12 protein-coding genes are annotated in these 12202 nt (G+C 61.2%); 2 read left to right on the top strand and 10 right to left on the bottom strand.

Annotated elements, in window-relative coordinates; translation table 11 throughout:
• Positions 1–121 precede the first annotated feature (121 nt).
• The 4 genes from dgoD to KGB29_RS03765 form a co-directional block, all read right to left on the bottom strand.
• Positions 122–1270: a galactonate dehydratase gene (gene dgoD / locus KGB29_RS03780; RefSeq protein WP_102671668.1), complete on the bottom strand. Its 1149-nt coding sequence runs from the start codon at positions 1268–1270 to the stop codon at positions 122–124.
• A gap of 48 nt (positions 1271–1318) precedes the next feature.
• Positions 1319–1939: a 2-dehydro-3-deoxy-6-phosphogalactonate aldolase gene (locus KGB29_RS03775; protein ID WP_057713734.1), complete on the bottom strand. Its 621-nt coding sequence runs from the start codon at positions 1937–1939 to the stop codon at positions 1319–1321.
• 19 nt (positions 1940–1958) lie between these two features.
• Positions 1959–2951 (bottom strand): 2-dehydro-3-deoxygalactonokinase, encoded by a 993-nt coding sequence (locus KGB29_RS03770; RefSeq protein ID WP_223508042.1) that lies wholly within the window; start codon positions 2949–2951, stop codon positions 1959–1961.
• Positions 2952–3096: 145 nt separating this feature from the next.
• Positions 3097–3579 (bottom strand): GNAT family N-acetyltransferase, encoded by a 483-nt coding sequence (locus KGB29_RS03765; protein WP_057713732.1) that lies wholly within the window; start codon positions 3577–3579, stop codon positions 3097–3099.
• Between the two features lie 293 nt (positions 3580–3872).
• Here KGB29_RS03765 and KGB29_RS03760 point away from each other — a divergent pair, with 293 nt between their 5' ends.
• Both KGB29_RS03760 and KGB29_RS03755 read left to right on the top strand, forming a co-directional pair.
• Positions 3873–5078 (top strand): MFS transporter, encoded by a 1206-nt coding sequence (locus tag KGB29_RS03760; protein ID WP_223616253.1) that lies wholly within the window; start codon positions 3873–3875, stop codon positions 5076–5078.
• 81 nt (positions 5079–5159) lie between these two features.
• On the top strand, positions 5160–5477 hold the full coding sequence (locus KGB29_RS03755; protein WP_154910870.1) for a hypothetical protein: 318 nt from the start codon (positions 5160–5162) through the stop codon (positions 5475–5477).
• A gap of 83 nt (positions 5478–5560) precedes the next feature.
• On the opposite strand, the gene araH is transcribed toward KGB29_RS03755, so the two are convergent.
• The 6 genes from araH to KGB29_RS03725 form a co-directional block, all read right to left on the bottom strand.
• Positions 5561–6529 (bottom strand): L-arabinose ABC transporter permease AraH, encoded by a 969-nt coding sequence (araH, locus tag KGB29_RS03750; protein WP_223616252.1) that lies wholly within the window; start codon positions 6527–6529, stop codon positions 5561–5563.
• A 12-nt stretch (positions 6530–6541) separates the two neighbouring features.
• On the bottom strand, positions 6542–8086 hold the full coding sequence (gene araG / locus KGB29_RS03745) for an L-arabinose ABC transporter ATP-binding protein AraG (protein ID WP_154909301.1): 1545 nt from the start codon (positions 8084–8086) through the stop codon (positions 6542–6544).
• A 64-nt stretch (positions 8087–8150) separates the two neighbouring features.
• A complete protein-coding gene (locus tag KGB29_RS03740) occupies positions 8151–9155 on the bottom strand; it encodes a substrate-binding domain-containing protein (RefSeq protein ID WP_154860309.1) in 1005 nt (334 codons plus the stop codon).
• Between the two features lie 142 nt (positions 9156–9297).
• Positions 9298–10116 (bottom strand): SDR family oxidoreductase, encoded by an 819-nt coding sequence (locus KGB29_RS03735; protein WP_223616251.1) that lies wholly within the window; start codon positions 10114–10116, stop codon positions 9298–9300.
• A 272-nt stretch (positions 10117–10388) separates the two neighbouring features.
• Positions 10389–11264, bottom strand: coding sequence for an SMP-30/gluconolactonase/LRE family protein (locus tag KGB29_RS03730; RefSeq protein WP_223616250.1), 876 nt, complete (start codon positions 11262–11264; stop codon positions 10389–10391).
• A 132-nt stretch (positions 11265–11396) separates the two neighbouring features.
• Entirely contained in the window at positions 11397–12113 is a 717-nt protein-coding gene (locus tag KGB29_RS03725; protein WP_154860312.1) for a FadR/GntR family transcriptional regulator, read from the bottom strand.
• Positions 12114–12202 lie beyond the last annotated feature (89 nt).

The raw sequence follows: 12202 nt of genomic DNA, 5'->3' as shown, positions 1-12202 counted from the left end.
GAGATCTAGTGTGGGAGCGGGCTTGCTCGCGAAGACGGCTGCACATCCAACATTGATGTGACTGACAGGACGCTTTCGCGAGCATGCCCGCTCCCACAGGGGACGGTGGTGTGTCAGTGACTCACCACTCGGCAAAACTGCCATCGGCATGGCGCCAGATCGGGTTGCGCCAGCGGTGGCCGATGGCGGCGCGTTCGATCACGTATTCCTCGTTGATCTCTATGCCCAGGCCCGGGCCGTTCGGGATCTTCACGAAGCCTTTGTCGTAGTCGAACACCCGTGGGTCTTTGACGTAGTCGAGCAGGTCGTTGCTCTCGTTGTAATGGATGCCCAGGCTCTGCTCCTGGATGAACGCGTTGTAGCAAACCGCGTCCAGTTGCAGGCACGCCGCCAGGGCAATCGGGCCCAACGGGCAATGCAGCGCCAGCGCCACGTCGTAGGCTTCGGCCATGTTGGCGATCTTGCGGGTCTCGGTGATGCCACCGGCGTGGGAGGCATCCGGCTGGATGATGTCGACATAACCTTCGCTGAGCACGCGCTTGAAATCCCAGCGCGAGAACAGCCGTTCGCCCAGGGCAATCGGCGTACTGGTCAGCGGCGCCAACTCTTTGAGCGCTTCGTAGTTTTCGCTCAGCACCGGCTCTTCGATGAACATCAGCTTGTACGGATCAAGCTCCTTCATCAGCACCTTGGCCATGGGCTTGTGCACCCGGCCATGGAAGTCCACGCCTATGCCGACGTTCGGGCCGACGGCATCGCGCACGGCAGCAACATTGGCCAGGGCCTGGTCGACCTTGTCGAAGGTATCGAGGAATTGCAGCTCTTCGGTGCCGTTCATTTTCACCGCGGTAAAACCACGCTCGACCGCTTCTTTCGCCGCACGCGCGGTGTCCGCTGGACGGTCCCCGCCGATCCACGAGTACACACGAATCTTGTCCCGCACCTGGCCACCCAGCAGATCGCTGACCGACACGCCCAGCGCCTTGCCCTTGATGTCCCACAATGCCTGATCGATACCGGCCAGAGCGCTCATGTGGATCGCGCCGCCACGGTAGAAGCCGCCGCGATAGAGCACGGTCCAGATGTCTTCGATGTTGCGCGGGTCTTTACCGATCAGGTAGTCGGACAACTCTTCAACGGCAGCGGCAACGGTGTGGGCGCGGCCTTCGACCACGGGCTCCCCCCAACCGGTGACGCCCTCGTCGGTTTCGACTTTGAGGAAGCACCAGCGCGGCGGAACGATGAAGGTGGTCAGTTTGGTGATTTTCATCTTTTGGCTCTCTTATTAGATGCAGCGCGCTCGGCGCTCAATGAAGTCTTAGCGAAGGGCTTTCCAGGCAGCGACGTAGGCCTCGGCATTGGCCGCCACTTGCGTAGGCGTCATGCCCGGTTTGAACAGGCCGGAACCGAGGCCGAAACCTTTGACGCCGGCGTCGATGAACGACTGCATGTTGTCTGGCGTGATCCCGCCAACCGGCGCCAGCAGGGTTCCGGCAGGCAATACGGCGAGCCAGGCTTTGACGACTGCCGGCCCCATCTGCTCGGCCGGAAACAGCTTCAGCACATCCGCGCCTTCAGCCAGTGCCGTGAAGGCTTCGGTCGGCGTGGCGACACCCGGCGACAGGTACAGCCCTGCCGCTTTCGCCGCGCGCAAGACCTTCGGATCGCTATGGGGCATGACGATCACCTGGCCGCCCGCGGCTTTCACTTGCTCGACCTGCTCCGGCGTCAACACCGTACCGGCACCGATCAGGCAATCGGCGGGCAAGGTACTGCGCAGGATGCGAATACTTTCGTACGGTTCAGGGGAATTGAGCGGCACTTCGATGACGCGAAATCCGGCGGCGTACAGGACTTCGCCGATGGCCGCCGCTTCCTGCGGGCGCAGGCCACGCAGGATCGCGATCAGGCCGTTTTGCGCCAGGGCTTGTTTGAGCATGTCAGGACTCCAGTCAGGTTTAACGGGATGCGGTGCACGTGACCAGGCCGGCAGCCAGCGCCAGTTGCCACAACCCGCGTTCGGTGGCTTGTTCGGCCAGGGTCACCCGGGCAAAACCGCAGGCGTCGAGCGCACGGCTGTAGCGGGCACAGAGTTGGGTGTTGCCGATGAGGATGATCGAAGGCAGATGCACACTGTTGCGTCGGCGCCGCTGGGCATTGGCCAAGGCCGTCAACTCGTGGCCGATCAGCAGGCCGGACAGATAGTCCGCCTGGGCGATTGCGCTCAACTCGCCGGTCAGCCCGAGACTGCGGGCGCTGAACATCGTCGACAGCGGACCGATTTCACCGTGCGCCGACAACGCGACCTTCACGCCGCGATCAAACGCATCGCCATCGAAAGACGCGCTACATTGTTGGGTGCGCCCGAGAATGCTGTGTTGACTGAGCACGGCGAAGACTTCGCCGGTCATGAAAGTGTCGAAGTGCACGATGCAGCCGCCGGCCACTTCCACCCATTTCGAATGGCTGCCCGGCAGGCCGATCAGCAGATCAGCGCCCGCCTCGCTCGTCAGGTTTTGCAGCACGCCGAGTACCTGGGTTTCTTCGCCGCGCATCACGTTCGGCAAAGGCGAACGCTCGATGACGCCGGGCACGATGTGCACATCGACGCCGCGCCGGCTGCGCACGGTTTGCAAGGAAGTACCGAGCGTGGCGACGTTCGCCGGCGTGTCCCGGTAGGCCGCTTCGCTCCAACCCTGGGCGCTGCCGACCATGCCGCAGGCAATCACCGGCAAATCCGGTTGGGCGTCGAGCCAGTCGCCACAAGCCTCATCGAAAGCCAGTTCGAAACCATCGGCGCATTCCCGGCCGCCAATGATTCGCGGCGCTTTCGGCAGCTGCATGATCCCCGACGACAGCGAACGCTGTTCGAGCACTTGCCCGCCTTCGGCCAGTTTGTAAGCACGTAATGAGGTTGTCCCCCAGTCGAGCGCGATCAATTGCGCCTGCATCGCTTCACCTGTTTTGGTTTTTGGCAGTGAGTGAGCGGGACTATAAACCTGCGAAGGGACAAATCTCAATATATAAATATCAATCCCATATTATGAGACAAGGAAAAAAAATCGCAGCCCGAAGGCTGCGATCTTTTGGAAGCGATCAGTTACCCGCTGCAAAATCCCGCAACACCGCCCCATCCATCCGATAGCGCACCCACTCCTCCTGCGGCTGCGCGCCCAGGGATTTGTAGAAATCGATGGCCGGCGTATTCCACTCCAGCACGCTCCACTCGAAACGGCCGCAGTCGTTGGCGCAGGCGATTTTCGCCAGATGCCGCAACAGGGTCTTGCCCGCGCCACCGCCGCGTTGTTCCGGGGTGATGTAGAGGTCTTCGAGGTACAGGCAGTTGCTGCCAAGCCAGGTGGAATAGCTGAAGAAGAACACCGCGAAACCGATGGGTGCACCCTCGCGCAGGCAGATCAGGCCATGGGCTGTGGCGCCTTCGCTGAACAGGCTGCGCTCGATATCGGCAACGCTGGCGATGACTTCATGGCGGGCACGTTCGTAGTCGGCCAGTTCAGTGATGAACGCGAGGATTTGCGGTGCGTCACTGGGGGTCGCCGGGCGGATTTCGATCGTCATGGACGTGCCTTGTCAAAAGTGGAAAACGCCATACTAAGTCGGCGCGGTATTTGTGGCGAGGGGACTGTCCCAACACCTGTAGGAGCGAGCTCGCTCGCGATGGTCGTTAACGATAACGCGTGCTTTCTGGATACACCCGGTGTTCTCGGGTTCATCGCGCGCAAGCTCGCTCCTACAAAGGGGGTTTACTCCGGCCGGCACTAACCCTGGAATCGATAACCTCGGACCTAATGTTCGGGGTCTGCGTGGTTAGATAGACGCGCTGCTTATTTATCCGGTCAAGGAACCGCGTCATGCCCACCGCAACACCCCCAGTTTCAAACAAGCTGTTCGGCCTTTTTTGCCTCGCCAGTTACCTGTTGTCATTGTCCTATGGCTCGACGTTTCTGCTGTCGTTGCTGATTGGTTCTCGCGGCGGTAACGAACACGATGCCGGAAGTGTGATTTCGGCGGCAATGCTCAGCACCTTTGCAGCGGTGATTGTTTCCGGTCATTTGTCCGACCTGCTCGGTGCCGCCCGCTCGGTGGCGCTGTTCGGTGTATTGCTGGTAGCCGCCAGCCTGGGCTTCGCCCTGACCCCGGGCTTCGGTCACCTGTTGTTGTTTTTCGGCCTGCTGCTGGGCTTGGGCTGGGGCGTGTTCTACACCCTGGGGCCGATCATCGTGGCAAGCCTGGTGACACCCGCGCAGCGCGCCAGATACTTCGCCTTGTTGTCCGGCAGCATGATGACCGGGATCGGCAGCGGCCCTTTGCTCGGCCGCGCGGCGAGTGCGCTCGGTTATCCGGTGACCGCGGCGTTTTACCTGGCGGCGCTGGCCAGCCTGATCGGCGTATTGCTGTTCTGGCGCCTGGATCGACAACTGAAACCGGCGCCCGCGCAATCTGGCAGCGTGTCGCGAATTTCCTGGCGTGCAGCGGGTCAGGTGCTGTCGTCCAGGGCCGTTTTCCCGATCATCATGGTTGGTCTCGGCGGCTGCGTGTTCGGTGGTCTGTCGAGCTTTCAAACCAGTTATGCCGCAGCGCGTTCGCTCGACTATTCGCTGTTCTTCCTCGGCTTCATGAGTGCGGCGATCAGCGGCCGCATGCTGGTTGCCGGTTTCGTGGTCAAGCGCGATCCATTGCGTGCATCGTGCCTGCTTTCGGGGCTGATGCTGGCATCGATCGTGATGTTCGGTTTTGTCGTCGACAGCAGCGTCAGCTACGTGCTCGCGGCAGTGATGCTCGGGGTCGGTTACGGCCTGACCTACTCGGTGATCAACGGCCTGGCCGCCAATGAAGCGCCGAACGGCACCACCGCACAATCCTTGCTGCTGTTCAGCCTGTCGTACTTCATCGGCGTGTTCGGATTTCCATTGCTGGCAGGGAAAATCATTGTCGAGCAAGGCATGCCCACGCTGTTGCTCACGGTGTTGGCGGTTGCCTCGCTCAACTGGCTGATCACCTTGGGCCGCTTGATCTGGCGTAGAGCCACCGCGGTCAGGGCACTGGAGGAGGCCTGAGCCGTTCGTCGCTGACAATGCACCCATCCGGATCGAGGGCGGACTAATCAGGTAAGGACTCTACTCGCTGGAGACACCACCATGACCCTGTCCAGGTTGACCGCCCTCGTTCTCACTGCCCTTTTATCCGCCGCCTCCTTCGCCGGAACCATCGGCTCGAGCACCGGCCCGACCAATCCGGTGGAAAAACCCAGGGCTCCCGCCATCCAGAGTGCCCCCGGCATGAACACCGATGGCACGACGATCGACCAGAACCTGCCGCCCGCCACCGGCACCGACCCGCGGATTCAAGGCAACGACGCGGGACGTCAGTTGCCAGGCCGCAAAACACCCAGCAGCGGCGGACTTGGCTCGACCACTAGCGGTGACTCGGGTGACGACGACAGCGACAGCCAATGACTTCCGGTTTGAGGACAAAGGAATTGGCCGAGGCGCTGCGCAAGGCATACTGCAGACAGTTGCTCCCACAGGTGTAATGAGTGTCAGCGCTGTTTCAGGCGGTCAATCACGACGGCCAGAAGCAAAATCGAACCCCGGATTACATACTGATAAAACGTATCGATGTTCTTCAGGTTCATCGCATTTTCGATGATCGCCAGAATCAACACCCCGGCGATCACGTGCCGGATCATGCCGATCCCGCCACTCAACGACACCCCGCCCAGCACGCAGGCCGAGATCACCGTCAATTCGAAACCCTGGCCGATCATCGGCTGGCCGGAGGTCATGCGCGAGGCCAGGATCACCCCGGCCAATGCACCGATCAAACCGTGCACGGCGAAGATGATGATCTTGGTCCGGTCGACACTCACACCGGCCAGCAGCGCCGCTTCCTGGTTGCCGCCGATGGCCATGGTGTTGCGCCCGTAGGTGGTGTAGTTCAGCAGCCAGCCGAAGAACAGGAAGCAGACGATGGTGATCAGGATCGGTACCGGCACGCCAAACATCTGGCCGTTACCGAACACAAAGAACGATTCCTGGGACACCCCCACCGCTTTGCCGTTGGCGAAGATGTAGGCCAGGCCGCGCACGATCTGCATGGTCGCCAGCGTGGTGATCAGCGCATTGACCCGCAGCTTGGCGATCACTATCCCGTTGATCAACCCGACGATCAGGCCCATCACCAGCGCGGCACAGACACCGAGAAACACGCTGTCGGTGTCGCGCATCACCACCGCCGCGACCACCCCGGCACAGGCAATCACCGAGCCCACCGACAAGTCGAAATGCCCGGACGCCAGGCAATACAACATGGTGCAGGCAGCAATGCCGGTGGTGGAAATCGCCAGGCCCAGGCCACGCATGTTCAGCGGTGAAAGGAAGTTGTCGATCAGCAAGGTGCAGGCGACAAAGATGCCGACCGCCGCCAGCAGCATCACCCAGTCATCAAGGAAGCGCCGCAGGTCCAGCGGTTTGCGCGTGGTCGGCAGGGTGTTGTTTTGGGTTGTCATCATAGTCACCTCTCAGTTCGCCACGCCGTCGGCGCGTTGGCGCGGCAAAGCCAGTTGCAGCAGGTTGGATTCGTTGGCCTGTTCGCGGCTCAGTTCGCCACGCAGGGCGCCTTCGCACAGCACCAGGATGCGGTCGGAAATGCCCATGACTTCCATCAAGTCGCTGGACACCACAATCACCGCGATCCCCTCGGCTGCCAGGTTATGGATGATCTGGTAGATCTCGGCCTTGGCACCAATGTCGATGCCGCGTGTGGGTTCGTCGAGCAGCAGCACTTTCATCGGCATCGACAGCCAGCGGCCGAGAATGGCCTTCTGCTGATTGCCACCGGACAGGTACATGATTTTTTGCGCCGCGTTGGGCGTCTTCACTTTCAGCGCCTTGATCTGCTGCTCGGCGTTGTCCTTTTCCCACAGGCCACGCAACAGGCAACCGAAGGTGGAATGGGCGCCGCGCGCACTGATGTTGATGTTCTCGGCGACGCTGGCCAGCGGCAGGATGCCTTCCTTCTTGCGGTCCTCGGGGCACAACAGGATCCCGGCGGCAATCGCGTCCCGGGGTGAACGCAGCTTCAGTTCATGGCCTCGAAGTTTCAGCTGTCCGGCGCTGTTGCGCGCCAGGCCACTGAGCAGGCGCAACAGCTCGGTGCGACCGGCCCCGACCAGCCCGAACAGCCCGAGGATTTCGCCTTTGTGCACCTCGAAACTCACTGGCTCGCGCAACCCCGGCCCGAGCAGTCCGTCGACCTTGAGTGCCACCGCGCCGCGCTGGCGCGGGCGGTAATCGTAGATGTCCTGGATGTCGCGCCCGACCATGCAGGTGACCAGTTGATCGTGGGTCAGTTGGCTCATGTCATCGAACGTGCGCACGTAGCGCCCGTCCTTGAACACCGTCACCGCGTTGCAGATGCGAAACACCTCTTCCATGCGATGGGAGACATAGAGCACCACTTTGCCTTCGTCCCGCAGCCGGCCGATGATTGCCATCAAGCGGTCGATCTCCCTTGCCGAAAGGCTGCTGGTGGGTTCGTCGAAGGCAATCACGTGGGCGCCACGGGACAAAGCCTTGGCGATTTCCACCAGTTGCCGCTGGCCGAGGGACAGGCGCCCGACTTTTTCCTGCGGGTCGATTTCATCGGCCAGGCCTTTGAGGCAGGCCAGTGCCTGCTGGCGCAGAGTGCTGCGATTGATCAGGCCGAAACTGGCTGGCAGATGCCCGAGAAACAGGTTCTCGGCCACGGTCATTTCCGGCACCAGATGCAGCTCCTGGTGGATCACCGCGACGCCACTGCCGATGCTGTCGGCGGTGGACTTGAAGTCCATCGTCCGCTCGCCGATCTGTAAGGCACCGCTGCAAGGCGTGTAGGCCCCGCCGAGAATTTTCAGCAGCGTCGACTTGCCGGCGCCGTTCTCGCCCATCAAGGCGTGAACCTGCCCCGGATGGGCGACGAAGCTGATGTTGTCCAGCGCCTTCACCCCGGGAAAGGTCTTGCCGATCCCGTTGAAGCGCAAGCTGCCGGTAAGGCTGTGTTCGTGTTGGATTGTTTGCGCGTGCATAACCACCTCTTCACACCGATCAGGCGACCCCGCCGCCGAGGCCGCCGCTGAAGTCAAACGGCCGTCAGTTCCACAGGCCGATCTTTTCCAGTTCCTGCTTGAAGTTGTCGCGGGTGATCAGCGTCACGTCATCCATCGCGGTGTACTTCGCCGGTTCTTTGCCGGTGGTGACCCACTCGTACATCATGCTGGCGGTGTTGTAGCCCTCGATGTGCGGGCTCGGCAGCATCGAGCCGTAGAAGCCGCTGTCGGGTTTCTTCAGCTCGCCGATGGCGTCGGTACCGTTGATGCCGATGCCGATCACGTTGGCCGCGGCGAAACCGGCGCTCTCGGTGGCGCGCACACCGCCGAGCACGGTGTTGTCGTTCATGCCGCCGATGATCAGGTTCTTCGCCGCCCCCGGCAGTTTCACCAGGGCCGAGTTGGTGGCGTCCATGCTGCCCGGCACGTCGAGGGTCTTGAGGGCCGCGAACAGGATGTGGTCTTTCGGCATGCCGGCATCCTGCAGCGCTTTCACCGAACCGTCGGTGCGCTTCTTGCCGGTGTCGAGTTCGTTGTAGGTGTTGATCACCGCATAGGTGTCTTTCCAGTCCCAACCGCGTTTCTTCGCTTCGGTCGCCATGGCATTGCCTTGTTTCTGACCGACTTCGAAAGCGGCCATGCCGAGGTACGGCACGTCTTCCATGAACTTGCCGCTGGCATCGACGAAACGGTCATCGACGGCGATCACTTTCAATCCGTTGAGTTTGGCCTTGGCCATGATCGCCGGGCCGAGGGACACGTCCGGCGGGCAGATCACGAACCCCTTGGCGCCGTTGGCCGCGAGGCTGTCGATGGCAGAAAGGGTTTTCTCACCGTCGGGCACGGCGATCTTGATCAGGGTGAAGCCCTTCTCTTTCCCGGCCTTTTCGGCAAAGGCCCACTCGGTCTGGAACCAGGGTTCTTCGGCCTGTTTGACCAGGAAACCGATCTTCACTTCCTCGGCTGCCGGCAGCGTGTTGCTCAGGCTGAACGCCGAGACCGCCAACGCGGCACAGCACAGGGAACGGATAGCATGACGACGATTCATAAGCTGACTCCTTGTTATTTTTCTTGAGCACTCGTTGAAAGCGTTCTTTGTTAACCAACGGGCGGTAAAAACATACTGCCAATAGTCATATCGTATGATGATTGGATTTCAGGCGTAGCAAGGCGCCGGAAAGCCCGATCACTCAGTCGTGGTACATCACCGAGCGACCACCATCGATGGTGATGCACGAGGCATTGATGAACGGCGCTTCATCACTGGCCAGGAACACGGCGGTCATTGCCACTTCGATCGGCTGCCCGATACGGCGCGGCGGGTGCAGGTCAAACGCGCGCTGGCGTTCGGCGTGGGGGTCGGCAAAACCGTTCCAGTAATCGACGTTCAACTGGGTTTCGATGTAGCCCGGCGCAATCGCGTTGACGCGCACACCCTTGGGCGCATATTCGATGCCCAGCGCGCGGGTCAGGCCGAGCAGGCCATGCTTGGCCACCGGGTACGGGAAGCATCCTGGAATGATGTGGGTGGAATGGGTGGACGCGATATTGATGATGCTGCCGACGCGCTGCTCGATCATCTGCGGCAGCACCGCCTTGCAACCGTACCAGGCACCATCGAGGTCGATGGCAAAGCAGCGACGCCAGTCTTCCTCGGTCATTTCCAGCGGATCGCGGAATACGTTGACCCCGGCGCAGTTGACCAGCACATCGATCCGGCCGTGCAGGTCGATCGCCAGCCGGGCCATGGCGTGCAGGTCCTGCTGACGTGACACGTCGGCCTTGATCGCCACCACATCGGCGCCCTGGTCTCGCCAATGCGCCGCGACCTTCTCGACTTTCTCGACCTGAATGTCGCTGATGATCAACCTGGCCTGCTGGGACGCGAAGGTCGCCACAATCGCTTCGCCAATACCCTGGGCGGCACCGGTCAGCAAGACGACCTTGTTTTTCAGGCGTTCGCCCTTGGGCGGTTCGGGAACCGGTGGCAATGACAGTGGTTCAGCCATGGATCAAGACTCCTGTTCGAAAACACGACGAAAACCGGGCATCTGTCGATGTCCGGTCAAAAGGCGCTGGGTAGGAAACAGGTGAGCGCGAAACGTTTCAGCCTGGAAACGTTCTGAGGCACAGGCTCCGCAAGGGAGCACGGGGGAACTTCGCTGCATCACTTCACCTGTTTTGTTTTTTTAAGTGTGAGTGCATGTAACTGGTGGGGCCGACTATAAACCCGGCCCGCGATAAATCTCAATATATATATTTGCATCCCATATTTTGGGATTTACCCAGCAAAGCGCGTGCAATGTTTTCCAGGCACATCCACTGCGATCGACAACACAGCCCCATCCAACGGATGGCCCAGCGGACAGGCCGCACTGGTGATGTACAGGGTTTTGAGGTCTGTACCACCGAACACGCAACTGGTGGGACGACTGACCGGCAGTTCAATGATCCGATCGACTTTGCCGTCCGGGCTCAACCTGAGCAGGCAGCTGCCGTCCCAACGGGCATTCCAGATAAAACCTTCGGCATCCATCGCTGAACCATCCGGGCCGCCACGCTCGTGCGGACCAAACCAGACCTGTGGCGCATCGAGGGCTCCGTCGGCACGGATGAAATGTCGATACAAGGTGCCGTCGAGGCTGTCGCCGAAATACACGCTGGTGGCGTCATCGCTCCACAGCAGCGTGTTGGGAATGCCCAGATTGCGCAGCAACGGCGCAACCCGCCCGGCGCGATCGATGCGGAACAGTCCACCGGAACGGTGGACGATGGGCAGGTCTTCGCCGTTTGCGCCGATGTTGTTTTGCATGGTGCCGAGCCAGAGCCGGCCTTGGGCGTCGCAACGGGCTTCATTGGGGCGGTTGCCCGGTTGCGGATCGGCAACGCAAAACAGTGTCAGGCGCGGCGCCAGGCCCGGTGAATCGAGATCGAGCCGATACACGCCGCTGCTCAATGCCACCAGGGCATCGCCGCTTTCGCAGGGAATGAACGCCGACACGTGCTCTGGCATCTGCCAGATCTGCACGTTGGCGCCGATCAGCCGCAACGCCTGCTTACCGGCGATATCCACCCAATACAGTGCCTGGGTCGGCGCATCCCAGAACGGACCCTCTCCCAGTTTCGCCCGATGCCCGGTAACCGCGCTCCACGTCATGAAGCCTCCTGCGTTGTTCTTGTTTTATGTGGGAGCGGGCTTGCTCGCGAAAGCGTCGGCACATTCGACTTCACCGCAACCTGACACACCGCCTTCGCGAGCAAGCCCGCTCCCACCGGGGGATCTTCGTGTTTAGCTGGCTTTTCTATCGGCCATGACTTGAGGGTAGTAACGCTTGATCGCAAGGTCCGCGTTATCGATCAGGGTCATGCAGGCCCAGACACCCCGGGCGGTATCCCGGGCTGCGATAGCCTCGGCCAGGTCCCGGTGAATCGGCAGGGTGCGACGCAGTTCATCCGGGTCGGCGGCGGACACTTCAAAGGCCACCGCCAGCAACGCGCCGAGGGCGGGAACCATTTGTTCAATGAATTGATTGTGGCTGGCGGCGAGGATGCACTCGTGGAAGAACTGATCGGCGCGGTTGTAATCGATGCCGCTGTCCACCGCCCGTTCCAGCGCGTTGCAGGCCAACAGGATCTCGTTCACCTGTTCGCCGGTTGCGCGCTCGCAGGCCCAGCGCACGGCCATCGGTTCGATGGTGCGGCGCAGGTCGAGCAGATCGTCGACGAAGTTTTCCGGTAAGCCGCTGCGCGACAACCAGCCAACGACTTGTGGATCGAAGAGGTTCCAGCGCCGCACTGGTAATACCCGCGTGCCGACTTTCGGCCCGACCTCGAGCATGCCTTTGGCAACCAGGGTCTTGATGGCTTCACGGATGACCGTACGGCTCACGCCGAGTTGTTCGCCGAGGTCGGCTTCGACCTTGAGTGACTCACCTGGCTTGACCTGCCCCGTGGCGAGCCAGCAACCCAGCCAGTCAACCGTCGATGCATGAAAGCTGCTGGACATGGACACCTCAATGCCGTTCGCGATGGAGGTCCACGCTAATCATCATATGATTGGATGTCAATTTGATTTTTTGAGTGTTCGCAACCCCC

Source organism: Pseudomonas sp. BF-B-30 (genome assembly GCF_019956305.1).
Classification (GTDB): Bacteria; Pseudomonadota; Gammaproteobacteria; order Pseudomonadales; family Pseudomonadaceae; genus Aquipseudomonas; species Aquipseudomonas jessenii.
The sequence above is the reverse complement of the archived record's forward strand: the minus strand, read 5'-3'. Positions and strand labels throughout refer to the sequence as shown.

What these genes read in the sequence shown, in the direction of transcription:
- KGB29_RS03775 (WP_057713734.1), bottom strand. Translation starts at nt 1,939, where the DNA reads ATGCTCAAACAAGCCCTGGCGCAAAACGGCCTGATCGCGATCCTGCGT.
- KGB29_RS03725 (WP_154860312.1), bottom strand. Translation starts at nt 12,113, where the DNA reads ATGTCCAGCAGCTTTCATGCATCGACGGTTGACTGGCTGGGTTGCTGG.
- araH (WP_223616252.1), bottom strand. Translation starts at nt 6,529, where the DNA reads ATGACAACCCAAAACAACACCCTGCCGACCACGCGCAAACCGCTGGAC.
- KGB29_RS03740 (WP_154860309.1), bottom strand. Translation starts at nt 9,155, where the DNA reads ATGAATCGTCGTCATGCTATCCGTTCCCTGTGCTGTGCCGCGTTGGCG.
- KGB29_RS03730 (WP_223616250.1), bottom strand. Translation starts at nt 11,264, where the DNA reads ATGACGTGGAGCGCGGTTACCGGGCATCGGGCGAAACTGGGAGAGGGT.
- KGB29_RS03770 (WP_223508042.1), bottom strand. Translation starts at nt 2,951, where the DNA reads ATGCAGGCGCAATTGATCGCGCTCGACTGGGGGACAACCTCATTACGT.
- KGB29_RS03735 (WP_223616251.1), bottom strand. Translation starts at nt 10,116, where the DNA reads ATGGCTGAACCACTGTCATTGCCACCGGTTCCCGAACCGCCCAAGGGC.
- KGB29_RS03765 (WP_057713732.1), bottom strand. Translation starts at nt 3,579, where the DNA reads ATGACGATCGAAATCCGCCCGGCGACCCCCAGTGACGCACCGCAAATC.
- KGB29_RS03755 (WP_154910870.1), top strand. Translation starts at nt 5,160, where the DNA reads ATGACCCTGTCCAGGTTGACCGCCCTCGTTCTCACTGCCCTTTTATCC.
- araG (WP_154909301.1), bottom strand. Translation starts at nt 8,086, where the DNA reads ATGCACGCGCAAACAATCCAACACGAACACAGCCTTACCGGCAGCTTG.
- dgoD (WP_102671668.1), bottom strand. Translation starts at nt 1,270, where the DNA reads ATGAAAATCACCAAACTGACCACCTTCATCGTTCCGCCGCGCTGGTGC.
- KGB29_RS03760 (WP_223616253.1), top strand. Translation starts at nt 3,873, where the DNA reads ATGCCCACCGCAACACCCCCAGTTTCAAACAAGCTGTTCGGCCTTTTT.